Consider the following 23,206-nt stretch of genomic DNA (forward strand, 5'->3'; position numbering starts at 1 on the left):
CTACGGCGTGTGGCGGCGTGCCCTCAGGGCCAGGGAGAGGGCCAGGACGGTCTGCGGGTCGTCCAGGTCCGTGCCCAGGAGTTCGGAGATGCGGGCCAGCCGGTTGTAGAGCGTCTGGCGGTTGAGGTGGAGTTCCCGGGCCGTCTCCGCCTTGCGGCCCGCGTGCGCCAGGTACGTCTCCAGGGTCGGCAGGAGCGGGGGGCGGGACGTGCGGTCGTGGTCCCGCAAGGGGCCGATCGCGCGGTCCACGAACGCCGCGAGGACCGTGTCCCCGTGGAAGTGCAGCCGCCACAGCAGCAGGTCGATGTCGAGGCGCCGGGCGTCGTACCAGGGGAGGTCCGAGAGGCCCTGTGCGGCCGTCGCCGTCTCCGCCGCGTGCCGCAGCCCCGCCGAGGCCGCCGCCCAGCTGCCGGCGACGCCCACCACGACGACCGGCGGATGCGCCCCGGCGCGTTCGAGGCCGGCGCGTTCCACGCCCGCGCGGAGCGCCGCCGCGACCCGGTCCGCGACCGCCGTACGCTCCGATTCCGAGCGCAGGCCGAGCAGGAGAGGCACCCGGCCCTCGACCGGGCGGACGCCCAGGAGGACCGGGACCCCGACGGAGGCCAGCTCCTCCAGGACCGCACGGGCAAGCAGGGCCCAGTTGCCCGAGGGGGAGAGTTCGGAGGCAAGGCGCATCACCACCGGCAGGAGCGGACCGTCGCCCGGCTTGAAGCCGAGGACCCGCGCCTGCGCCGGTGCGTCCTCGGCCGTGATCCTGCCCTCCGCCAGGTCCGTCAGGAAGTCGCCCCGGCCGCGCGCCGCCAGCTCCTCCTCCTGCCGTGCCTGCATGAGGACGACCGCGAGGAGGCCCGCCGCGCGCTCGGCCGCCATCCGGTGGACGGGGGAGAGGGCGCCGGAGACGGACAGGAGGACGAGCCGGGCCCGTACGGAGGCCGTGCCGGGGCCGCCGCCGGGCACGTCCACCAGGACCGTGCCGGAGGGCGGACCGGATTCGCGGGCCGCCCGCCCGCCGCGCAGCCCGTCCCAGACCTGGAGCGGGTCGACGGGCGCGGACTCGGTGCCCGCCGCGTACAGCAGCTGTCCGTCGGCGGTCTCCAGGAAGACGGGGTTGGCCGCGAAGTCCGAGAGGATCCGCAGGACCTGCGGGATCCCCCCGCCGCCGAGCAGCGCCTCCGTGCACTGCCTGTGGACCTCCTCGGCCTGGCGCAGGAGCGCGTAGTGGCCGTTGACGATCTCGGTGTGGATCTCCTCCGTCACCGCAACGAAAGGCACCTCGCGGTGCAACTGCACCAGGGGCAGACCGGCGGCCCGCGCGGCCTCCACTATCGTCGCCGGGAGGCGGGCGAACCGAGGCCCCAGCTCCACCACGAGCGCCGCGATGCCCCGGTCGGCGAGTCGCCGTACGAAGGCACGCTGCTCGGCCGGCCGGGTGCCGAGCCCGAGCCCCGTGGTCAGCAGCAGCTCACCGCCCTTGAGCAGTGACGCGATGTTCGGCACCTCACCCGCGTGCACCCAGCGCACCGTGCGGTGCAGCCGGTCCGCGCCGGCGACGACCTCCGGGAGCCCGCCGCGCAGGCCCGGGAGTTCGAGCGCCCGCTGCACGGTGATCCCGCCCTGATTGTCCATGGGGCCGGACGCTACCCGCGTCCGTGTTCCGGCGACATCACCCCACGGTCACAGGACCGGACAGTTCGCACACAGGGGCGACAACTCGTCGCCCCTGGGCGGAAATTGTGCGACCGCCTGTCGATTGTGGCCTACGTCACCCGCGAGGATCCTCTCGCCCCATGGCAGAGAACCCCACTCCAGAGGTCCACCGGCTCAAGGCGAACTCGGTCGGTCTTGTCGGCGTCGTCTTCATGGCCGTCGCCACCGCGGCACCGATCACCGCGATGACCGGCAACCTCCCCATCGCCGTCGGCTTCGGCAACGGCACCGGCGCCCCTGCCGGATATCTCTTCGCGACGCTCGTCCTGACCGTCTTCTCGGTCGGCTATGTCGCCATGGCCAAGCGGATCACGGCCGCCGGCGCCTTCTACGGCTACATCTCGCACGGCCTCGGCCGGATCGCGGGCATGGCCTCCGGGATGCTCGCCGTCCTCGCGTACATCGTCTTCGAGGCCTCGATCGTCGGCGTCTTCGCGTACTTCGCCAAGACGACGGTCGCCGATCAGCTCGGCGTCGACATTCCGTGGATCCTGTACGCGGCGGTCATGCTGGCCGTGACCGCCGGCCTCTCGTACTTCGACATCAACCTGACCGCCAAGGCGCTCGGCGTGATGCTCATCGCGGAGATCGCGGTCCTCTTCGCGGTCGCCACCGCCGTCCTGATCGCCGGCGGCGGCCCCGACGGCATCCCCGTCGAGCCGATCAACCCCGCGAACGCCTTCACCGGCACCTCCGCCGGCCTCGGCCTCTTCTTCGCCTTCTGGTCCTGGGTCGGCTTCGAGTCGACCGCGATGTACGGGGAGGAGTCCCGCGACCCCAAGCGGGTCATCCCGCGCGCCACCCTGATCTCCGTCATCGGCGTCGGCGTCTTCTACATCTACGTGTCGTGGATGACGATCGCGGGGAACGGACTCGCCGGATCGGTGAAGCTGTCCTCCTCCGCCTCGCCGCTCGACCTGTTCTTCGCGCCCACCCAGAGCTTCATCGGCGCGTGGGCCGTCGACGCCTTCCAGTGGCTGCTGCTCACCGGCTCCTTCGCCTGCGGCATGGCCTTCCACCAGTGCGCCTCGCGCTATCTGTACGCCATCGGCCGGGAGGGCTTCCTCCACCCGGCGCTCGGCCGGACGCACGTGAAGCACGGCTCGCCGTACATCGCCTCGTACGTGCAGAGCGCGATCGCCGTCCTCCTCGTCGGCGCCTTCTGGCTCACCGGCCAGGACCCGTACATCCACCTCTACACGCTGCTCGCGATCCTCGGCACGATGGCGATCCTCATCGTCCAGACCCTCTGTTCCTTCGCCGTCATCGGCTACTTCCGGAAGAACCACCCCGAGGACCGGCACTGGTTCAGGACGCTCACGGCCCCGCTCCTCGGCGGTGTCGGCATGATCGCCGTCGTCGTGCTGCTGATCATGAACATGGAGACGGCGGCCGGTCTCGCCGCCGACTCGCTCTTCTTCAAGGCGATCCCCTGGATCGTCGGCGCGGTCTTCTTCGGCGGCCTCGGCCTGGGCCTCTACCTCAAGGCCCAGCGGCCCGAGCGCTACGAGATCATCGGCCGGATCGTGCTGGAGGACGCCACCGAGCGCCCCGCCGACGAGGCCCCGGCCCCCGCTCCCGTACCCCAGAGCTGAGTTCCTCGTCCCCCGCTCCCGTACCGCAGAGCTGAGTTCCTCGTCCCCCACTTCCGTACCCCGGCACTGAGTTCCCACCTCAAGCCCCAGGAGAGCCCCATGGCACGCACCAACCCGATGCACCTCCTGAAGACCCTCGCCGCCGAGCACGCCGACGCCCGCCGGCTGAACCTCCCCGTCGACGCGCTGAGGGGCATGAGAGCCGACGCCCTCGGGCGTCGCTCGCTCCTCAAGTACGCCGCCGCTGCCGGTGTCACCGCCGGCGTGGGCCTGGGCGGGGCCGTCCCCGCCCGCGCCGCCACCCCCGACCCGCCCGTCAGGACCACCGCACGGGTCGCCGTCGTCGGCGCCGGGATCTCCGGCCTCACCGCCGCCCTCACCCTCCAGGACGCCGGCCTGAGCCCGGCGCTCTACGAGGCGAACCCCTCCCGGGTCGGCGGCCGCATGTGGACCCAGCGCGCCCACTGGGCCTACGGACAGACCTCCGAGATCGGCGGCGAGCTGATCGACACCAGCCACAAGAAGATCCTGGAACTCTGCCGCCGCTTCGGCCTCGACGTCGAGGACTTCCTCGGCGGCGGTCCCATCGGGGCCGAGGAGGTCCTCTGGTTCGACGGCGCCTACTACCCGCGCCACCAGGCCGACGAGGACTTCAAGGCGGTCTACCAGGCCCTGCGCCGCGACCTCTCCGAGGCGGGGGAGGTCCTCTGGAACCAGACCACTCCCACCGGCACCGCACTCGACAACATGTCGGTGTACGAGTGGATCGAGACCCGCGTGCCCGGCGGGCACACCTCCCCGCTCGGCAAGTTCATCGACGTCGCCTACAACGTCGAGTACGGCGCCGACACCACCGAACAGTCCTCGCTCGCCCTCGTGCTGCTCATGGGCTACCAGACCAATCCGGGCAACTTCAACATCTGGGGCCTGTCCAACGAGCGGTACCACATCGTCGGCGGCAACGACCGGCTTCCCCACGCCATCGCCGGGGCACTCACCCCCGGCACCCTGCGCCCCGGCTGGTCCCTGACCGCCGTACGGGCCAACGCCGACGGCACCCAGACGCTGACCTTCACCGAGGCCGGCGCCACCCGGACCGTCACCGCCGACCACACGGTCCTCTGCCTGCCGCTCCCCGTCCTCCAGCAGCTCGACACCTCCCAGGCCGGGTTCGACCCGCTGATGAGGAACCTGCTGAGGGACGCGCGGATGGGCCACTGCACCAAACTCAACATGCAGTTCGGCACCCGCCCGTGGCGCGGCACCGGCCCCTGGCCGGGCGTCTCGGCCGGTGACTGCTTCACCGACACCGAGGTCCAGCAGACCTGGGACACCACCAAGATCCAGGGTGGGACCGGCGGCATCCTCCTCCAGTACGGCGGCGGCAGCCTCGCCAGGTCGCTCACGCCCGCCGGACCGTTCTCCACCGAGTCGGACCCGTACGTACGGACCCTCGTCAGCCGTCACCTGGCCGGCATCGACGCCTTCTTCCCCGGCACCTCGCGGGCGTACACGGGGCGCGCCCAGCTCTCCGCCTGGCACCGGAACCCGTACTCACTCGGCGCGTACTCCTGCTGGCCCGTCGGCTACCTCCACCGGTACGCCGGTTACGAGGGCACCGCGCAGGGCAACGTCCACATCGGCGGCGAGCACTGCAGCTACGACTTCCAGGGCTTCATGGAAGGCGGAGCGACCGAGGGCGAGCGGGCCGCCAAGGAGGTGATCGACGCGCTGAGATGAGCCCCGGGCGGGCCGGTGCTCAGGCGGCGGCCGGCGCGATGTTGTGGTTGAAGCGGAACACGTTGTCGGGGTCGTACGCGGCCTTGACGGCGGCGAGCCTGCGGTAGTTCTCCTCGCCGAACGAGGAGACGATCCGCTGCTCGCCCTCGGCGCCGACGAAGTTCAGGTACACGGTGTCGATCGACCACGGCCGCGCGTCGGCCCGCACATCCCGCACCCACTGGATCGCCTGCCCGTCCATCGCCGGGTCCTCCCAGGTCGCGAACGGGTGGACGGCCCAGGCCGCGGTGCGCCACGGCTGCGGATACGGCTCCGCCCCGGCCGCCACCGCGCCGCCCATCATGAACAGCACGTGCTGGATGGCCGCGGGCATCGGGATCGCCGCGCCGCGCTCGCAGAACACGTCGACGGCCTCGTCGGGGAAGCCGTTCAGGTACTCGGCCGACCAGTAGTTCCGCAGTCCCGGCGGATCGTCGAGCATGGACTGCAGCTCCGTGTACGGGAGGTCCGCGACGACCTCGATCACCGGCTTGAGCGCGAACAGCGGCGCCGCCAGCTCCCGCAGCTCGTCGACCGGACCGGCGTACGTGAACAGCGTCCCGCAGACCAGCCTGCCGACCAGGTCCGGCGGGACGAACGGCTCGGGCGGCGCCGGCATGTAGATCGCCCCGCCGCCCACCTCGTCCGGCGCGGTCTCGGAGACGTCCCGGAAGGTGCGTACCACCTCGGGCGCGTCGGCGGGCAGGAAGAACAGCATCACGATGCTCATCCGCGGCAGTTCGTGCAGCCGCAGGGTCAGCGAGGTCGCCACCCCGAAGTTGCCACCGCCGCCGTGCAGCGCCCAGAACAGGTCCGGGTGCTCCTCCGCGTCCGTATGGACGTGCTTTCCCTCGGCCGTGATCAGGTCGGCGGCCAGCAGGTTGTCGCTGGCGAGTCCGAACTTCCGCTCCAGCCAGCCGGATCCGCCGCCCAGCGTGAAGCCGCCGACCCCGGTGGTGGACACCCGCCCGCCGGTGGTCGCGACATGGAACGGCTGGCAGGCGTGGTCCATCTGCCCCATCGTCGTCCCGCCCCCGACCCGTACCGTCATGTCCTCCGGGTCCACCACGACCGTGTGCATCCGCCGCAGGTCGACCACGAGCGAGCCGTCGATCACGGAGGTCCCGGCGACGCTGTGGCCACCGCCGCGCACCGCGATGGGGAGGTCGCACGCGCGGCCGAAGAGGATCGCGTTGGACACGTCCGCCTGGCTCTCGCACTGGGCGATCACCGAGGGACGGTGGTCGATCATGCCGTTGTGGAGGGCGCGGGCCGCGGCGTAGCCCGGATCACCGGGGACGATCACCTGCCCGGCCAGGTCCTCGACCAGCCCGGACAGAGCGCTTTCCGAGATGTGGGGACCCATGGGAGCCCCCCTTTCACATGGGGGACGGGACCTTCTCATCGTAGGTCCGGGTACCGTCCCCCGCGCGGGCCCGCCTCAGCCGCCGTACGCCCCGCTCGCCGTCAGTCGCAGTGCCGTGTCGATCAGGGGCACGTGGCTGAAGGCCTGCGGGAAGTTGCCGACCTGCCGCTGGAGCCTCGGGTCCCACTCCTCGGCGAGCAGCCCCAGGTCGTTGCGGAGCGCCAGCAGCCGCTCGAAGAGCGAGCGTGCCTCGTCCACCCGGCCGATCATGGCCAGGTCGTCGGCCAGCCAGAAGGAGCAGGCCAGGAACGCGCCCTCGTCGCCCTCCAGGCCGTCGACGCCGGCCTCCTCGCCGGAGGTCGGGTAGCGGAGCACGAAACCGTCCTCCGTGGACAGCTCGCGCTGGATCGCCTCGATCGTGCCGATGACCCGCTTGTCGTCCGGCGGCAGGAAGCCCATCTGCGGGATCAGCAGCAGCGAGGCGTCCAGCTCCTTGGAGCCGTACGACTGCGTGAAGGTGTTCCGCTCGGGGTCGTAGCCCTTCTCGCAGACGTCCCGGTGGATCTCGTCGCGCAGCGCGTGCCAGCGCTCCAGCGGGCCGTCGGCGTCCCCGGACTCGATGAGCTTGATCGTGCGGTCGACGGCCACCCACGCCATCACCTTGGAGTGGACGAAGTGCCGGCGCGGGCCGCGGACCTCCCAGATGCCCTCGTCGGGCTGGTCCCAGTGCTTCTCCAGGTAGTTGATCAGCTTGATCTGGAGGAGCGAGGCGTAGTCGTTGCGGGACAGGCCCGTCATGTGCGCGAGGTGGAGGGCCTCGGTGACCTCGCCGTAGACGTCCAGCTGGAGCTGGTTGGCGGCGCCGTTGCCGACCCGGACCGGGCCGGAGTTCTCGTACCCCGGGAGCCAGTCGAGCTCCGCCTCGCCGAGCTCCCGCTCGCCGGCGATGCCGTACATGATCTGCAGGTTCTCCGGGTCGCCGGCGACCGCGCGGAGCAGCCAGTCCCGCCAGGCGCGGGCCTCCTCGCGGTAGCCGGTGCGCAGCATGGAGGAGAGCGTGATCGCCGCGTCGCGCAGCCAGGTGTAGCGGTAGTCCCAGTTGCGGACGCCGCCGATCTCCTCGGGCAGCGAGGTGGTCGGCGCGGCCACGATCCCGCCGGTCGGCGCGTACGTCAGCGCCTTGAGGGTGATCAGGGAGCGGATCACGGCCTCGCGGTAGGGGCCGTGGTACGTGCAGTGCTCGACCCACTCGCGCCAGAAGTCGGCGGTCGCCTCCAGGGAGCCCTCGGGGTCCGGAAGCGCCGGCGGCTCCTTGTGGGAGGGCTGCCAGGAGAGCGTGAACGTGATCCGGTCGCCGGGGTTCACGGTGAAGTCGGAGTACGTCGTGAGGTCCTTGCCGTGGGTCTCGGCATCGGTGTCCAGCCACACCGAGTCCGGTCCGGCGACGGCGACCGTACGGTCACCGACCTTGTGGACCCACGGCACGATCCGGCCGTAGCTGAACCGCATCCGCAGCGAGGAGCGCATCCGGACCCGGCCGGAGACGCCCTCCACGATCCGGATCAGCTGCGGGGCGCCGTCGCGCGGCGGCATGAAGTCGGTCACCCGGACCGTGCCGCGCGGCGTGTCCCACTCGGACTCCAGGATCAGCGAGTCGCCCCGGTAGCGACGCCGGTCGGCCGGCGCCGGCTCGGCGTCGTCGGGAGTGGCCGGGCCCACCCGCCAGAATCCGTGTTCCTCGGTGCCGAGCAGCCCGGCGAAGATCGCGTGGGAGTCGAATCGGGGGAGACACAGCCAGTCGACGCTGCCGTCGCGGCAGACCAGGGCGGCGGTCTGCATGTCTCCGATGAGTGCGTAATCCTCGATGCGCCCGGCCACGTGCTTCACTCCAGTCGAACGGCCACGTCCGCCCCGCGGGGCGCTTGCTCAGATGCGCCGGCTGCGTGTCAGCCGGGTCTGTGTGTGTCAGCGGTCAAGAGATCTCGGTCCGGTGTGAGGGGTCCCCCTGCGGTCAGCCCTGGGGGAGGGCGGGGTGGTGCCGCGGGCCGGCCGGCTCGGCGGGCACTGTCCGAGCAGGATACGTCGCACGCCGGTGACCCGGTGATCACGCCGGTGACGGCGTTGCTCCGATCGGGTGAACGGGTCCCGTTCTCCGGTGAAAGGTCCGTCCGTCGCAGGTGAGAGAACCTCCCTTCGCGCAGTGGGAGGCCGTTCCCCCCGTTCCGCGGGGGTCCTTCCCCCGTTCGCCGGGAGGCCCCGTCCGCCCTCGCGTCGCCGTCCGTGAACACCCGACTGCCGCGTGTGGCCGGAAGCGGTCTCCCGATGTCGCTGATACCCTGGTACCCCGTGGACCGGTGGGAAACGGCGACAGCCGAGGACCCCGAAACCGCAGCGACGGCACCCCCCGATTCTTCCGGAGGGGACGCCGGTACGCACCTCCAGAACGCGACCACGGGAGCCCCCTCTTGGCGATGCCGCCCAAAACCACGACGACCAAGCACATCTTCGTCACCGGGGGTGTCGCCTCCAGCCTCGGCAAGGGCCTGACCGCCTCCAGCCTGGGTGCGCTCCTCAAGGCCCGGGGTCTGCGGGTCACGATGCAGAAGCTCGACCCGTACCTGAACGTCGACCCGGGCACGATGAACCCCTTCCAGCACGGCGAGGTGTTCGTCACCAACGACGGCGCCGAGACCGACCTGGACATCGGCCACTACGAGCGCTTCCTCGACGTCGACCTCGACGGCTCGGCCAACGTCACCACCGGCCAGGTCTACTCGCAGGTCATCGCCAAGGAGCGGCGCGGCGAGTACCTCGGTGACACCGTGCAGGTCATCCCGCACATCACCAACGAGATCAAGTCCCGGATCCGCCGCATGGCGACCGACGACGTCGACGTCGTCATCACCGAGGTCGGCGGCACGGTCGGCGACATCGAGTCGCTGCCGTTCCTGGAGACCGTCCGCCAGGTCCGCCACGAGGTCGGCCGCGACAACGTCTTCGTCGTGCACATCTCGCTGCTTCCCTACATCGGCCCCTCCGGCGAGCTGAAGACCAAGCCGACCCAGCACTCCGTCGCCGCCCTCCGCAACATCGGCATCCAGCCCGACGCGATCGTGCTGCGCGCCGACCGTGAGGTCCCGACCTCCATCAAGCGCAAGATCTCGCTGATGTGCGACGTCGACGAGGCCGCGGTCGTCGCCGCGATCGACGCCAAGTCGATCTACGACATCCCGAAGGTGCTGCACACCGAGGGCCTGGACGCCTATGTCGTCCGCAAGCTCGACCTGCCCTTCCGTGACGTGGACTGGACGACCTGGGACGACCTGCTCGACCGCGTCCACAACCCCGACCACGAGGTCACCGTCGCGCTCGTCGGCAAGTACATCGACCTGCCCGACGCGTACCTCTCGGTCACCGAGGCCATGCGGGCCGGCGGCTTCGCGAACAAGGCCCGCGTCAAGGTCAAGTGGGTCGCCTCCGACGACTGCAAGACCCCGGCCGGGGCCAAGAAGCAGCTCGGGGACGTCGACGCGATCCTCATCCCCGGTGGCTTCGGCGACCGCGGTGTGAGCGGCAAGGTCGGCGCGATCCAGTTCGCCCGCGAGAACAAGGTGCCGCTGCTCGGCATCTGCCTCGGTCTGCAGTGCATCGTCATCGAGGCGGCCCGGAACCTGGCCGACATCCCCGAGGCCAACTCCACCGAGTTCGACCCGGCCACCGCGCACCCCGTCGTCTCGACGATGGAGGAGCAGCTCGCGTTCGTCGAGGGCGCCGGCGACCTGGGCGGAACGATGCGCCTGGGCCTGTACCCGGCGAAGCTCGCCGAGGGTTCGATCGTCCGTGAGGTCTACGACGACCAGCCGTACGTCGACGAGCGCCACCGTCACCGCTACGAGGTCAACAACGCGTACCGCGCGGAGCTGGAGAAGAAGGCCGGTCTGGTCTTCTCCGGCACCTCCCCGGACAACAAGCTCGTCGAGTACGTCGAGTACCCGCGCGAGGTCCACCCCTACCTGGTCGCCACCCAGGCGCACCCGGAGCTGCGCTCGCGTCCGACGCGTCCGCACCCGCTCTTCGCCGGCCTGGTGAAGGCGGCCGTGGAGCGTAAGACGGGCAAGCCGGCCAAGTAGTCGCCGGGCGTTAACGTTGCCGGGGTACGGGTCCTGACGGACCTGTACCCCGGCTTTCGTATGTGGTTCGTATGTGGGAGGACGTTCACATGGAGTTGCAGGACACCCCGGAGGAGTGGCGGGTCGTCGCGACGACGACCCCGTTCCAGGGAAACAAGACGAGTGTCCGCACGGACGACGTGGTCATGCCGGACGGCACGGTCGCGCGCCGCGACTACCAGGTCCACCCCGGCTCGGTGGCCGTCCTGGCCCTCGACGACCAGGACCGGGTCCTGCTGCTGAAGCAGTACCGGCACCCGGTGCGGCAGAAGCTCTGGGAGATCCCGGCGGGACTCCTCGACGTGCCCGGTGAGAACCCGCTGCACGCCGCCCAGCGCGAGCTGTACGAGGAGGCGCACGTCAAGGCCGAGGACTGGCGGGTCCTGACCGACGTCTACACGACTCCGGGCGGCTGCGACGAGGCCGTACGGATCTTCCTCGCGCGCGGGCTCTCCGAGGCGGAGGGGGTGCGGTACGAGGTCTCCGACGAGGAGTCGGACATGGAGCTGGCGCGGGTGCCGCTGGGGGAGCTGGTGCGGGGGGTCCTGGCGGGGGAGCTGCACAACAACTGCCTGGTGGTGGGGGTGCTGTCGCTTGCGGCGGTGCGGGCGGGTGGGGGCGGGGGGCTGGAGTCGCTCCGCCCGGCGAACGCGCCCTGGCCGGCCCGCCCCTTCGAGGCGTAGCCCCTCCGGGGGCCTGCGGGCGTGGCTCCCGGGCCCCTGCGGGCCGAGGCCCCGGGCCTGTGCGGGGGTGGCCCCGGGCCCGTGTGGGCGGTGCGCCTCGCGTGCCCGCGCTCGTCGCACCACCGCCCGTGTGGGCAATCGTCCCGCAGAGCGGTGGGGGTCCCCCGGACGGAGTCTGGGGGAGGGTGGGCACACGGGACGGCGCCCTCTGGCGGCGCCTCCGCCCCTTGTGCCCGGGCCCGCACCCGACTGTGCGCCGCACCTGTGGTGCGGGTTCAGGCGCGGGAGCCTAGGCCCGGCAGGGGGCGCCGTTCCGTTGTGCCCACCCGTTCCGCCCTGCGGAACGATTGCCCACAACGCGCCCCTGGGGGTCCCCCGGACGGACTCCGGGGGAGGAACGATTGCCCATAACGGGCGGGGTAGTGGTGTGAACATCCGCTGATCCGATCGGGGGACGTGTTCGTCGTGCTCCGCCAGGTCCGGTACACGCCCTGAACTACGCTCGGGATCGCCCGTGCGGAGCCCCCCGCGGGATCGGCTCGTGCGCAGGTGGACGGGAGCGTGGCCCGTGACGGATCAGGCGGTGGCGGCGGCCGGCAGCCGGCAGTTCTTCGGCCGGCAGCGGGAGTTGAAGGCCCTGCGCGCCGACATCGAGCGGACCGGCCTCGACACCCTGACCGGCCGCAAGGCACCCCGCGCCCGCGTCCTCCTCATCGCCGGAAAGCCCGGCTCCGGGCGGACCGCGCTCGCCGAGGAACTCGCCGCCGGACTCACCGACCAGTACCCCGACGGGATCTTCCGCGCCCGGCTCACCGAGCCCGGCGGCGCCCCCGTTTCCACCGCCCGGGCCGCCCAGGAACTCCTCGCCGCGCTCGGGGTCACCGAGCCCCCCGGCGCCGCCGAGGACGAGCTGACCGAACTGGTCCGCGCGGCGCTCGGCGAGCGCCGGGCCGTCCTCGTCCTCGACGACGCCGTCGACGCCGAGCACGCCGATCCGCTCATCCCCGACAACCCCGATTCACTGGTGATCGGCGTCGCCCGCGGACCGCTCACCGGCATCCCCGACGTACGGCCCTGCACCCTCGGCGGGCTCGACCCCAAGTCGGCCATCGAGCTGCTCACCGCCTTCACCGGCTCCGTACGCATCACGGTCGATCCGCAGGCCGCCGAGACGCTCGTCGAGGAGTGCGGCGGGCTGCCCGCCGCGGTCGTGCTGGCCGGCGGCTGGCTCTCCACCAGGCCCAAGGCCTCCGTCGCCGACCTCGCCAAGCGGCTCCGTGCGCTCAGTGGCGATCCGCTGACCCGTGCCTTCTCGCTCGCCCACGAGGCGCTGCCCGCGACCGCCGCCCGGATACTGCGATACCTCTCCCTCGCCCCCCTCGGCCGGGCCGACGCCCACATCGCCTCCGCCCTGGCCGGCTGCTCCGTCTCGGCCGCGGCCACCACGCTCGCCGACTTCGCCGCCCTGGGGCTCCTCGAAGGCGGCGAGGACGGGCAGTACGAGGTCCCCGGCCATCTCGTCCCCCTCCTTCGCGCTCAGCTGGAGGAGCGCGACCGGCCCGCCGAGGTGCAGCTCGCCCGGGCCCGGATGCTGGAGCGGACCGTACGGCTCCTCCAGTCCTGCCGTGCGGTCACCGAACCCGAGGGCTCGCCGGCCCGCCGGAAGCTGGCCGGCCTGCCGCGCGCCCTGCGCTTCCCCACCGCCGCCGCAGGGGCCGACTGGCTGCGCTCCCGGGAGCCCTTCCTGCTGGCCTCCGCCCGGCTCGCCGTCGCCGACGGGGAGCTCGACACCCTCGCCCGCCGGCTCGTCGCCTCCCTGGTCAGGGCGCTCGCCGCGCACCGGGGGGCCGAGGCGGCCGCGCCCCAGCTGTACGGGCTGCACCAGCTGGTCCTGGACGTGGCCGAGCGGCGAGGGCTGCACCGTGAGCGGGCCGCCGCCCTGCTGAACCTGGCCGATCTCGACGCCCGCACCGGCAGGACGAAGGACGCTCTGCTGCGATATCGGTCGGCTTTGGATGCCGGACGCGCAGCAAATGACCCGTACGCGACCGGTCGCGCAATGGAATCCGTAGGTGGCTCCTATCAGGAGCTGGGGGACTGGCAGCGGGCCGGCGACTGGTACGGGCGGGCGCTCGCGCAGCGCCTCGCCCGGGACGAGCGGGCGGATCAGGCCAGGCTGTACGCCCGCCTGGGCGCCGTACAGACCTACGCGGGCCGGTACGGCGAGGCCCTGCGGAACTGGCGGGCCGCCGCGTCCGGCTACCGACGACTCGACGATCTCCCCGGCTACGCACGGGCGTTGAGCGAGGCCGCCCGGGTCCAGGAGTACGCGGGACGGCCCGAGGAATCCCTCCGGACCTGCGAGGAGGCGGTGGAGTGGGCCCGGCGCGCCCAGGACAAGCGGCTCCAGGCCGCGCTCCAGCTGCGGCTCGCCGACACCCTCGACCGGCTCGGCGACCCGGCCGCGGCCGGGCTGCACAGGGCCGCGGCCGAAAGACTGCTGGAAACGGAATCCTCTGCCTACGAAATCCGCAGTGGGTCGATCGAAGATTAGTACTTTGAAAGGCTAGACAGCGGGAACTCCTTCATTAGACTGGGTGCGCCGCGTTCGAACGTGGTCTGCCCCGGTGCGCCGCAATGCATCCGGGTATGTATCGCAGTGCCCCATGTATCCCCCCTGATTCAAGGACCGTGATCGACGATGAAGGTCGGCATCCCCCGCGAGGTCAAGAACAACGAGTTCCGCGTGGCCATCACCCCTGCCGGTGTCCACGAGCTCGTCCGCCACGGCCACCAGGTCTTCGTCGAGCAGAACGCCGGTGTCGGCTCCTCGATCACGGACGAGGAGTACGTCGCCGCCGGCGCCGAGATCCTCCCCACCGCCGACGAGGTCTGGGCCACGGCCGACCTGCTGCTCAAGGTCAAGGAGCCCATCGCGGAGGAGTACCACCGCCTCCGCAAGGACCAGACGCTCTTCACCTACCTGCACCTCGCCGCCTCCAAGGAGTGCACGGACGCGCTCCTGGCGTCCGGCACCACCGCCATCGCGTACGAGACCGTCGAGACCGCGAACCGCGCGCTCCCGCTGCTCGCCCCGATGTCCGAGGTCGCGGGCCGGCTGGCCCCGCAGGTCGGCGCCTACCACCTGATGCGCTCGGTCGGCGGCCGCGGCGTCCTCCCCGGCGGCGTGCCCGGCACCCACGCCGGCGAGTGCGTCGTCATCGGCGGTGGCGTCTCCGGCTGGAACGCCACCCAGATCGCCGTCGGCATGGGCTTCCACGTGACCCTGCTCGACCGCGACATCAACAAGCTCCGCGAGGCCGACAAGATCTTCGGCACCAAGGTGAAGACGATCGTCTCCAACGCCTTCGAGCTGGAGAAGGCCGTCGTCGAGGCCGACCTCGTCATCGGCGCCGTCCTCATCCCGGGCGCCAAGGCCCCGAAGCTGGTCACCAACGAGCTCGTCGCCAAGATGAAGCCCGGAAGTGTCCTTGTCGACATTGCGATCGACCAGGGCGGCTGCTTCGAGGACTCGCACGCGACCACCCACGCCGAGCCGACCTTCCAGGTCCACAACTCGGTCTTCTACTGCGTCGCCAACATGCCCGGCGCGGTCCCGAACACCTCCACCTACGCCCTCACCAACGCCACGCTGCCCTACATCGTGTCGCTGGCGAACAACGGCTGGGTCGAGGCGCTGCGCCGCGACGCCGCGCTCGGTCTGGGCCTCAACACCCATGACGGCAAGGTGGTTTACAAGGAGGTCGCCGAGGCGCACGGCCTCGAGCACGTCGAGCTGAGCACCCTCCTGGGCTGACCCTCGCGGCACCGCCGTCAACGCGTGCCGTCAATGCCACACACCCGGCCGGACCTTGTTCGACAAGGTCCGGCCGGACGCGTGTCCGGACCCGCCGGAACGTTCGGCCAACTCGCCTCGAACGTAACCCTTTAACCGTTTCGCACACCCCTGAAACGTGTGGATGCATGCCTGTGCACCCTTGACAGAGAGGTGTTCGGTTGCCGACACATCGGGCCGGGTCCGGCGGATTGTGTTGCTGCGGAGCGGTGACACGCCATAGAGTCGCCAACCGTCGGCATGGTGCCACGCTGACCTATCGATAAATGTTCCTGGTGACATCCAAGGAGGTAAGACGACTTGTGAATGAGTCGACAATTACTCCCGGGAGCGGTGCGCCAGGTGCTCCGATCGGCTCCGTCGCGGTGCGGACCTTCGCGACGCACCAGCCCATGACGACAGCCCACACGATGAAGACGATGGACGGCCTACACGTGAACGCCACGGCCGGCAACGAGATGGGCCGAGAGTCCACCCACTTCGCCGCCTTTGACGAGGTGCCCGAGGGGCACTTCTACGACCCCGACGCCGAGTACGAGCCCGACCCCGAGTACGCGGCCACCCTCGCACCCGACGCTGCCCGTCAGCGCCGCGAGCGGATCGGCCCGACGGGACGGCCCCTGCCGTACTTCCCGATCCCCGGTCCGCTGACGGACCACGGCCCCGCGAAGATCATCGCGATGTGCAACCAGAAGGGCGGCGTCGGCAAGACCACGTCGACCATCAACCTGGGTGCCGCGCTCGCGGAGTACGGACGGCGGGTGCTGCTCGTCGACTTCGACCCGCAGGGAGCCCTGTCGGTCGGCCTCGGCGTGAACCCGATGGAGCTCGACCTCACCGTCTACAACCTGCTCATGGAGCGGGGCATGTCGGCGGACGAGGTCCTCCTCAAGACCGCCGTACCCAACATGGACCTGCTGCCGAGCAACATCGACCTCTCGGCCGCCGAAGTCCAGCTCGTCAGCGAGGTCGCGCGCGAGTCGACGCTCCAGCGCGCGCTCAAGCCGCTGATGAACGACTACGACTACATCGTGATCGACTGTCAGCCCTCGCTCGGTCTGCTGACCGTGAACGCCCTGACGGCGGCTCACAAGGTCATCGTGCCGCTGGAATGCGAGTTCTTCGCGCTCCGCGGAGTGGCGCTGCTGACCGAGACCATCGAGAAGGTCCAGGAGCGGCTCAACCCCGAGCTGGAGCTCGACGGCATCCTCGCCACGATGTACGACTCCCGTACCGTGCACAGCCGTGAGGTCCTCGCGCGCGTCGTCGAGGCCTTCGACGACCACGTGTACCACACGGTCATCGGCCGGACGGTGCGCTTCCCGGAGACCACGGTCGCCGGCGAGCCCATCACCACGTACGCCTCCAACTCCGTGGGCGCCGCCGCCTATCGTCAGCTCGCCAGGGAGGTGCTCGCCCGGTGTCACGCCGAGTGAGTCTGCCCGGGGCCGACGAACTCTTCCGTACGACCGGGGGGACGGCGCTCCAGGCGTCCGCACCCCGCCGGGCCGTCCCGGCACCCGCGGGCGAGAGCGACACGACGGCGGCCGAGGGCTCCGGCTCCGCGGAGCACGCGGCGGCGGGCTCCGAGGCGTCGGAGCCGCGCGCCCGGACGGCGGAGCCCGAGGGCCCCGCCGCTCCGAAGCCCGCGACGCCCTCCGCCGCGGTGCCCGCCCCCGCGGGGCGGCGGCGCGGCGGCCGGGCCCCGAACCGGCGGCCCAGCGGCCGTGAGCGCCACGACGAGAAGATCACGGTCTACGTCTCCGCCGAGGAACTGATGGACCTGGAGCACGCCCGGCTCGTCCTCCGGGGCGAGCACGGTCTCGCCGTGGACCGGGGCCGGATCGTCCGGGAGGCCGTCGCGGTCGTCCTGGCGGACCTGGAGTCCCGCGGCGACGCGAGCATCCTCGTGCGCCGTCTGCGCGGCCGCTGACGGTAGCCTGCGGGCTGCCGCGCTCCCCGTTCCCCTGGACCTCCATGCACCACGCCTCTGACGAAACGTCCCGCCCGCCACGTCGCCGCGTCCTGGGGCGCGGCCCGGGCGAGCCGGAGGAGTCGGCCGCACCGGTGGCTCCCGCGCCATCCGGGGCGGTGGTGGCCGCGGTGGCGACCGAGCCGGCTCCGGCGTCTCACGGGCCCTTGGAGCACGCTGCGGCGCCTCCTGAGCCGGTGGAGCCCGGTCCGGTGCCTCCTGGGGTTGTGGAGCCGGCTCCGGTGCCCTTCGCGGCTCCTGCCGGCCCTCCGGTCGCGGGGGAGGGGGACGGCGGTGCGGCCGGGCCCGGCGCTGAGCCCGGCGACGGGCGGTTCACCGTGCGGCTCGCCAATTTCGAGGGGCCCTTCGATCTGCTGCTGCAGCTGATCACCAAGCACAAGCTCGACGTCACCGAGGTCGCGCTCTCCCAGGTCACCGACGAGTTCATGGCGCATCTGCGGGCCCTCGGGCCCGACGGGGACCTCGACCAGACCACCGAGTTCCTCGTCGTCGCCGCCACCCTGCTCGACCTCAAGGCCGCCCGGCTGCTGCCCGCCGCCGAGGTCGAGGACGAGGCCGACCTCGCGCTCCTGGAGGCCCGCGACCTGCTCTTCGCCCGGCTCCTCCAGTACCGCGCGTACAAGCGCATCGCGGCGATCTTCGAGGAGCGCTGGGAGGCCGAGGGCCGCCGCCACCCCCGTACGGTCGGACTCGAACCGCACCACGCCGAGCTGCTCCCCGAGGTCGTCATCTCCATCGGTGCCGAGGGCTTCGCCAAGTTGGCCGTCAAGGCCATGCAGCCCAAGGCCGAGCCGCAGGTGTACGTCGACCACATCCACGCCCCGCTCGTCAGCGTCCGCGAGCAGGCGGCCGTGGTCGTCTCGCTGCTGCGGGAGCGCGGGACGGCGCTCTTCCGGGAGCTCATCGAGGACGTCGGCGACGACACCCTCACCGTCGTGGCCCGCTTCCTCGCCCTCCTGGAGCTCTACCGGGAGAAGGCCGTCGCCCTCGACCAGGAGACCGCCCTGGGGGACCTCACGGTCTCCTGGACCGGCGGGGAGACGGATCCCACGGGGGCCGTGACCGACGAGTTCGACCAGGAGACCACCGCATGAGCGACCTCAAGCCCTCTCTCGAAGCCGTCCTCATGGTCGTCGACGAGCCCGCCACCGAGGCCCATCTCGCCAAGGTCCTGGAGCACACCCCCCGCGAGGTGGCCGACGCCCTGCGCGAGCTGGCCGACGAGTACACCGTCCAGGGCCGCGGCTTCGAGCTGCGGCAGGTGGCCGGGGGCTGGCGCTACTACACCCGCGCCGCCCACGCCGCGGCCGTCGAGGCCTTCGTCCTGGAGGGCCAGCAGGCCCGGCTCACCCAGGCGGCCCTGGAGACCCTCGCGGTCGTCGCGTACCGCCAGCCGGTCAGCCGTTCCCGGGTCTCCGCGGTCCGCGGAGTGAACTGCGACGGCGTGATGCGGACCCTCCTCCAGAGGGGTCTGGTGGAGGAGACGGGCGCGGAACCCGAAACAGGTGCGATCCTGTACAGGACGACGAACTACTTCCTGGAGCGGATGGGCCTGCGTGGCCTGGACGAGCTCCCCGAGCTCGCGCCCTTCCTCCCCGAGGCCGAGGCGGTCGAGCCGGACTCACTGGAAGGAGTCCCGTCGTTCGATCCGGATGCACCGGATCGTGAGGACGACGACGACAAGACGGAAGTTTGATGCGAAGCAGCAGCGGCAGGAACAGCAGCGGAAACAACGGCGGGAGCCGTGGTGGCAACAGCGGCGGCCGCGGCGGCAGCAGCGGTGGCGGCCGCGGTGGCAGCGGCGCCGGCGGTGGCGGCTACCGGGGCTCCGGTGGCGGCAGTGGCAGCGGTGGCGGCCGTGGTGGCAGCGGCGCCGGTGGCGGTGGCTACCAGGGCGGTGGCGGCTACCGCGGCGGCAGTGGCTCCGGTGGCGGTGGCTACCAGGGTGGCGGCGGTGGCGGGTACCGCGGCGGCAGCGGCTCCGGCTCCGGTGGCGGTGGTTACCAGGGCGGCGGCGGCCGTGACGGTCAGAAGAGCCCGAGCAACCCGCGCCGGCCTCGCCCCGAGGAGCGCTCCTACGACGTGAGCCCCCCCTCCGAGGCCCCGAAGAAGGGTCGCGGCTCCGCGGCCCGCGGCGGTGCCAAGGGCGGCCCCAAGGCCCCTCAGGGCGGCATGCCGCCCCGTCGTGGCCCGCACGGCCAGCGCCAGGCCCCGGCCCGCTCGCGCGAGCTCGACGCCAAGATCGAGCAGCGCAACCGGGAGCGGTACGAGAACCGGCCGGAGATCAAGACCCCGAAGACCTTCCCCGGCGCCGAGCAGGAGGGCGAGCGGCTGCAGAAGGTCCTGGCGCGCGCCGGCATGGGTTCGCGGCGTGCCTGCGAGGAGCTCATCGAGCAGGCCCGTGTCGAGGTCAACGGCGAGATCGTCCTGGAGCAGGGCAAGCGCGTCGACCCGGAGAAGGACGAGATCAAGGTGGACGGCCTGACCGTCGCCACCCAGTCGTACCTGTTCTTCGCGCTGAACAAGCCGGCCGGTGTCGTCTCCACCATGGAGGACCCGGACGGCCGCCAGTGCCTCGGCGACTACGTCACCAACCGTGAGACGCGCCTCTTCCACGTCGGCCGGCTCGACACGGAGACCGAGGGCATCATCCTGCTCACCAACCACGGTGAGCTGGCCCACCGCCTCACGCACCCGAAGTACGGCGTGAAGAAGACCTACCTGGCCGCCATCACCGGCCCGCTGCCCCGTGAGGTCGGCAAGCGGCTCAAGGACGGCATCCAGCTGGAGGACGGCTACGCGAAGGCCGACCACTTCCGCGTGGTCGAGCAGACCGGCAAGAACTACCTGGTCGAGGTCACGCTGCACGAGGGCCGCAAGCACATCGTGCGCCGCATGCTCGCCGAGGCGGGCTTCCCGGTCGAGAAGCTGGTCCGTACGGCCTTCGGCCCGATCGGCCTGGGCGACCAGAAGTCGGGCTGGCTGCGCCGGCTCACCAACACGGAGGTCGGCATGCTGATGAAGGAAGTCGGCATGTAGGGCCCTAGGCCCGCAGGCCCCAGGCCTGCTCCACGCGCGAAGCCCGCGACCGTCCGTCGGTCGCGGGCTTCCGTTTTCTCGTGCGCCCGGTAGTGCCCGGCGACGGCGGCGAACGCGGCCTTCGGCTCCCACCCCATGTCCGGGTACGCGGTCCCCGCGCGGTCCTCGTAGACCTTCACGACGCCGTAGCTCGCCAGGTCCAGGTCGTTCCACGGGTCGCCGTCGGGGCGGTGCACATGGTCGTGGAGGGCGAAGACGAACACGAAGGCGCTGTCGACGCCCTCGGTGTCGAAGATCTCCAGGAGTTCGCGGACGCAGGCCGCCTGGCCGGCCTCGTCGCGCGCGTACTCCCCGTTCAGGCGGATCGGCCGCCCGTCCTCCGTGTCGTACTCGACGATCTCCAGTCCGCGCGCGCCGGCGTCGCCCGCGCCCGGAAGGTCGCGGAGCCGAACTCGGTGATCGCGACCGGCTTGCCCTGGGCGACGAGCTCCCGGACCCCCGCCCCGAAGACCTCGGCGGTCCCCGCCGAGCGGTAGAGATCCACGGACAGGAAGTCGAAGGGCGTCCAGTCGACGCGTTCCAGCGGGTACGGCGAGAACCAGACCTCAAGGCCCAGATCGAGGGCGAACGCCGCCGCCAGTTCGATCCGCTCGGGATCACCGCCGGTGACGCGGACCGCCGTGCGGTGCAGGTCGTCCCGGATGATCCGGAGCTCGCGCTCGGCGTCGCCGGCTACCGGCGGCTGGTCACCTCGGTGCAGCCGCCCGACACGGGGGAGCTGCGGGCCGACGTTCTCGAACTGCTCCGCGGGGCGAACCGGCACTGGAGCTCCCCGCTGGGCGCGGTTCTGCATGAGCTGATGGCCGCGGCCGGGGGTGCGGCGGAGTTCCTGGCGCAGCTGCCCGAGCAGTCCACCGATTCCGTGGCCGCCACCTGGCTGACCGTCCTGGGGCGCGCGGTCGCGCGCGGCGAGGCCTCGCCGGAGGCCCTGCATCCGAGGGTCGCCACGGTGGCCGTCGTGCTGCTCCGCAACGAGTTCGTGGTGCGGGGGGTGCCCACGGTGCCCGACGAGGTGCTCGTCGAGATCGCCGACGAGGTCTGTCTGCCGCTGGTGCGGCAGCGCGGGGCGACGGCCGGCTGAGGCTCCCGGCCCGCCCTCGGCGCCCCGGGGTTTTCGGGCTTGTGGCCGAAGACCGTCGACCTTTATAGTCAACATGACTCTTAAGGAGGCGGGCGTGAGCCTCGCAAGCATTCTCGAACCGCTCCAGCAGCCGCTCTTCACGATCCTGGACACCCCGGTCAGCTGGACCGAGGTCCTGGGATTCGGCAGCGGGGCGCTCTGCGTCTGGCTCGTCGCCCGTCAGCACCTCGCGAACTGGCCCATCGGCATCGCCAACAACCTGTTCTTCGTCCTGCTCTTCACGCAGGCCGGGTTGTACGCGGACGCCGGGCTCCAGATCGTCTTCATCACCCTCGCCGTGTACGGCTGGTGGACCTGGACCCACGGGGGTGGACCAGGCTCCGACGTCCTCCCGGTGCGCCGCACCACGCGCACCGAGTGGACGTGGCTGCTCACGGCGGGGGTGGTGGGGACCCTTGCCCTCACCCTGCTGCTCGACCGTGCCACCGACTCGACCGTCCCCTTCTGGGACGCCCTGACGACCGCGCTCTCCCTGATGGCGACCTACGGCCAGTGCCGGAAGCGCCTGGAGTCCTGGTGGCTGTGGATCGCCGCCGACGTGGTCTACGTACCCCTGTACGCGTACAAGGAGCTGTACCTGACCTCCCTGCTGTACGTCGGCTTCATGACGCTCTGCGTCCTCGGCCTGCGCGGCTGGACCAAGGACCTCGCCGTTTCCCGCCGCACGGTGGTGGAGGCAGCATGAAGCGCTACGGACACGGCCTCGTCCTCGGCAAGTTCTATCCGCCGCACGCCGGTCACCACCATCTCGTCGACACGGCCCTCGACCGCTGCGAGCGCCTCACCGTCCTCGTCTGTGCCTCCTCCGTGGAGAGCCTCCCCCTGGAGGACCGGGTCGCCTGGATGCGCGAGGTCCACCCCGACGCCCTCGTCGTCGGAGCCGTCGACGACATCCCCGTCGACCTCCACGACCCCGACGTCTGGGACGCCCACATGGCCGTCTTCCGGGCCGCCGTGCCCGAGCGCGTCGACGCCGTCTTCACCTCGGAGCCGTACGGGGAGGAGCTCGCCCGCCGCTTCGGTGCCGAGTCCGTCTGCGTCGACCCCGGGCGCGACCGCTTCCCCGTCTCCGGCACCGCCGTCCGCGCCGACCCCGCCGGCTGCTGGGACTTCCTGGAGCCGCCCGTGCGCTCCGCGCTCACCCGGCGCGTCGTCGTCCTCGGCGCCGAATCCACCGGCACCACCACCATGGCCCTCGCCCTCGCCGACCACTACCGCAAGCGCGGCGGCGTCTGGGCCCGGACGCGGTACGTGCCGGAGTACGGACGCGAGTACAGCGAACTCAGACTCGCCGAGCTCCGGGCCGAACGCCCCGACGCCGCATGGGCCGACGTCGCCTTCCACTCCTCCGACTTCCCCGTCATCGCCCAGCGCCAGGCCGAACTGGAGGAAGAGGCGGCCCGCGACGGCTCACCCGTCCTCTTCTGCGACACCGACGCCTTCGCCACCACCATCTGGCACGAGCGGTACATGGGCACCACCAGCCCCGCCACCGGCGAGATCGCCGCCCGCGGCCGGCAGCATCTCTGGCTGCTCACCGACCACCGGGGCGTCGACTTCGAGGACGACGGCCTCCGCGACGGGGAGCACCTGCGGCCCTGGATGACCGCGCGCTTCCTCACCCAGCTCGCCCACAGCGGACGCCGCACCGCCGTCCTCAGCGGCCCGCACGAGGAACGGCTCGCGGCCGCGGTCGCCGCCGTCGACGAGCTGCTCGCCGAGGGCTGGGACCTCGCCGACCCGCTGCCGGAGCGCCGGTGAACGGCGACCAGGTGCCGGGCGGAGGGCCGGGGAGCACGCCCGGGCCGGGGCCGG

At 71.7% G+C, this 23,206-nt stretch carries 17 protein-coding genes and 1 pseudogene; 14 read left to right on the top strand and 4 right to left on the bottom strand.

All coding sequences use genetic code 11. From position 1 onward, the window contains the following. A complete protein-coding gene (locus N5875_RS30175) occupies positions 1–1,629 on the bottom strand; it encodes a PucR family transcriptional regulator (RefSeq protein ID WP_318207051.1) in 1,629 nt (542 codons plus the stop codon). A gap of 161 nt (positions 1,630–1,790) precedes the next feature. On the opposite strand from N5875_RS30175, the gene N5875_RS30180 reads away from it, so the two are divergent. Both N5875_RS30180 and N5875_RS30185 read left to right on the top strand, forming a co-directional pair. Beyond that, entirely contained in the window at positions 1,791–3,305 is a 1,515-nt protein-coding gene (locus N5875_RS30180) for an APC family permease (protein ID WP_318207050.1), read from the top strand. A gap of 99 nt (positions 3,306–3,404) precedes the next feature. Then, entirely contained in the window at positions 3,405–5,045 is a 1,641-nt protein-coding gene (locus N5875_RS30185; protein ID WP_338497325.1) for an FAD-dependent oxidoreductase, read from the top strand. A 19-nt stretch (positions 5,046–5,064) separates the two neighbouring features. Here the strand turns inward: N5875_RS30185 and N5875_RS30190 are convergent, their stop codons facing one another. Together N5875_RS30190 and N5875_RS30195 are read right to left on the bottom strand one after the other, a co-directional pair. After that, on the bottom strand, positions 5,065–6,450 hold the full coding sequence (locus tag N5875_RS30190; RefSeq protein ID WP_318207048.1) for an FAD-binding oxidoreductase: 1,386 nt from the start codon (positions 6,448–6,450) through the stop codon (positions 5,065–5,067). A gap of 75 nt (positions 6,451–6,525) precedes the next feature. Continuing rightward, on the bottom strand, positions 6,526–8,328 hold the full coding sequence (locus tag N5875_RS30195) for a glycoside hydrolase family 15 protein (RefSeq protein ID WP_318207047.1): 1,803 nt from the start codon (positions 8,326–8,328) through the stop codon (positions 6,526–6,528). 593 nt (positions 8,329–8,921) lie between these two features. On the opposite strand from N5875_RS30195, the gene N5875_RS30200 reads away from it, so the two are divergent. The 9 genes from N5875_RS30200 to N5875_RS30240 all read left to right on the top strand — a co-directional run bounded on the left by N5875_RS30200 (position 8,922) and on the right by N5875_RS30240 (position 20,190). Beyond that, complete coding sequence (locus tag N5875_RS30200) at positions 8,922–10,580, top strand: CTP synthase (RefSeq protein WP_318207046.1); 1,659 nt, start codon at positions 8,922–8,924, stop codon at positions 10,578–10,580. Positions 10,581–10,669: 89 nt separating this feature from the next. Continuing rightward, positions 10,670–11,302 (top strand): NUDIX hydrolase, encoded by a 633-nt coding sequence (locus tag N5875_RS30205; protein WP_338497327.1) that lies wholly within the window; start codon positions 10,670–10,672, stop codon positions 11,300–11,302. Between the two features lie 568 nt (positions 11,303–11,870). After that, positions 11,871–13,856, top strand: coding sequence for a tetratricopeptide repeat protein (locus N5875_RS30210; RefSeq protein WP_338497330.1), 1,986 nt, complete (start codon positions 11,871–11,873; stop codon positions 13,854–13,856). Between the two features lie 147 nt (positions 13,857–14,003). Next, positions 14,004–15,119 (top strand): alanine dehydrogenase, encoded by a 1,116-nt coding sequence (ald, locus tag N5875_RS30215; RefSeq protein ID WP_318207043.1) that lies wholly within the window; start codon positions 14,004–14,006, stop codon positions 15,117–15,119. A 449-nt stretch (positions 15,120–15,568) separates the two neighbouring features. Next, entirely contained in the window at positions 15,569–16,594 is a 1,026-nt protein-coding gene (locus tag N5875_RS30220; protein ID WP_037637819.1) for a ParA family protein, read from the top strand. Next, on the top strand, positions 16,579–17,091 hold the full coding sequence (locus tag N5875_RS30225) for a hypothetical protein (protein ID WP_318207042.1): 513 nt from the start codon (positions 16,579–16,581) through the stop codon (positions 17,089–17,091). Before N5875_RS30220 ends, N5875_RS30225 begins: the two co-directional genes overlap by 16 nt. A 44-nt stretch (positions 17,092–17,135) precedes the next feature. After that, positions 17,136–18,245 carry a segregation/condensation protein A gene (locus tag N5875_RS30230; RefSeq protein ID WP_318207041.1) on the top strand — a complete coding sequence of 370 codons (1,110 nt, stop codon included), beginning with the start codon at positions 17,136–17,138 and terminating at the stop codon, positions 18,243–18,245. Further along, a complete protein-coding gene (scpB, locus tag N5875_RS30235; protein ID WP_338497333.1) occupies positions 18,242–18,847 on the top strand; it encodes an SMC-Scp complex subunit ScpB in 606 nt (201 codons plus the stop codon). Before N5875_RS30230 ends, scpB begins: the two co-directional genes overlap by 4 nt. Further along, positions 18,847–20,190, top strand: a complete 1,344-nt coding sequence (locus tag N5875_RS30240) for a pseudouridine synthase (protein ID WP_338497335.1) — start codon at positions 18,847–18,849, stop codon at positions 20,188–20,190. Before scpB ends, N5875_RS30240 begins: the two co-directional genes overlap by 1 nt. 86 nt (positions 20,191–20,276) lie before the next feature. Here N5875_RS30240 and N5875_RS30245 read toward each other — a convergent pair. Then, a pseudogene (locus tag N5875_RS30245) lies at positions 20,277–20,908 on the bottom strand (hypothetical protein); the annotation flags it as partial. A gap of 36 nt (positions 20,909–20,944) precedes the next feature. Between N5875_RS30245 and N5875_RS30250 the strand changes: the two are divergent. The 3 genes from N5875_RS30250 (at position 20,945) to N5875_RS30260 (ending at position 23,152) form a co-directional block, all read left to right on the top strand. Continuing rightward, entirely contained in the window at positions 20,945–21,331 is a 387-nt protein-coding gene (locus N5875_RS30250) for a TetR-like C-terminal domain-containing protein (protein WP_338497337.1), read from the top strand. A gap of 94 nt (positions 21,332–21,425) precedes the next feature. After that, the gene (gene pnuC, locus N5875_RS30255) at positions 21,426–22,076 is read left to right on the top strand and encodes a nicotinamide riboside transporter PnuC (RefSeq protein WP_338497339.1); all 651 of its coding nucleotides are present in this window, start codon (positions 21,426–21,428) and stop codon (positions 22,074–22,076) included. Continuing rightward, complete coding sequence (locus tag N5875_RS30260) at positions 22,073–23,152, top strand: AAA family ATPase (protein WP_338497341.1); 1,080 nt, start codon at positions 22,073–22,075, stop codon at positions 23,150–23,152. The genes pnuC and N5875_RS30260 overlap by 4 nt, the downstream gene beginning before the upstream one ends. The last annotated feature ends 54 nt before the right edge of the window (positions 23,153–23,206 follow it).

Source organism: Streptomyces sp. SJL17-4 (assembly GCF_036826855.1).
Taxonomy (GTDB): Bacteria; Actinomycetota; Actinomycetes; order Streptomycetales; family Streptomycetaceae; genus Streptomyces.

Bases quoted from the DNA above. Each gene is read 5' to 3' on its own strand.
- N5875_RS30180 (WP_318207050.1), top strand. From the start codon at position 1,791: ATGGCAGAGAACCCCACTCCAGAGGTCCACCGGCTCAAGGCGAACTCG.
- N5875_RS30190 (WP_318207048.1), bottom strand. From the start codon at position 6,450: ATGGGTCCCCACATCTCGGAAAGCGCTCTGTCCGGGCTGGTCGAGGAC.
- N5875_RS30200 (WP_318207046.1), top strand. From the start codon at position 8,922: ATGCCGCCCAAAACCACGACGACCAAGCACATCTTCGTCACCGGGGGT.
- N5875_RS30205 (WP_338497327.1), top strand. From the start codon at position 10,670: ATGGAGTTGCAGGACACCCCGGAGGAGTGGCGGGTCGTCGCGACGACG.
- ald (WP_318207043.1), top strand. From the start codon at position 14,004: ATGAAGGTCGGCATCCCCCGCGAGGTCAAGAACAACGAGTTCCGCGTG.
- N5875_RS30185 (WP_338497325.1), top strand. From the start codon at position 3,405: ATGGCACGCACCAACCCGATGCACCTCCTGAAGACCCTCGCCGCCGAG.
- scpB (WP_338497333.1), top strand. From the start codon at position 18,242: ATGAGCGACCTCAAGCCCTCTCTCGAAGCCGTCCTCATGGTCGTCGAC.
- N5875_RS30220 (WP_037637819.1), top strand. From the start codon at position 15,569: ATGAAGACGATGGACGGCCTACACGTGAACGCCACGGCCGGCAACGAG.
- N5875_RS30230 (WP_318207041.1), top strand. From the start codon at position 17,136: ATGCACCACGCCTCTGACGAAACGTCCCGCCCGCCACGTCGCCGCGTC.
- N5875_RS30240 (WP_338497335.1), top strand. From the start codon at position 18,847: ATGCGAAGCAGCAGCGGCAGGAACAGCAGCGGAAACAACGGCGGGAGC.
- N5875_RS30175 (WP_318207051.1), bottom strand. From the start codon at position 1,629: ATGGACAATCAGGGCGGGATCACCGTGCAGCGGGCGCTCGAACTCCCG.
- N5875_RS30260 (WP_338497341.1), top strand. From the start codon at position 22,073: ATGAAGCGCTACGGACACGGCCTCGTCCTCGGCAAGTTCTATCCGCCG.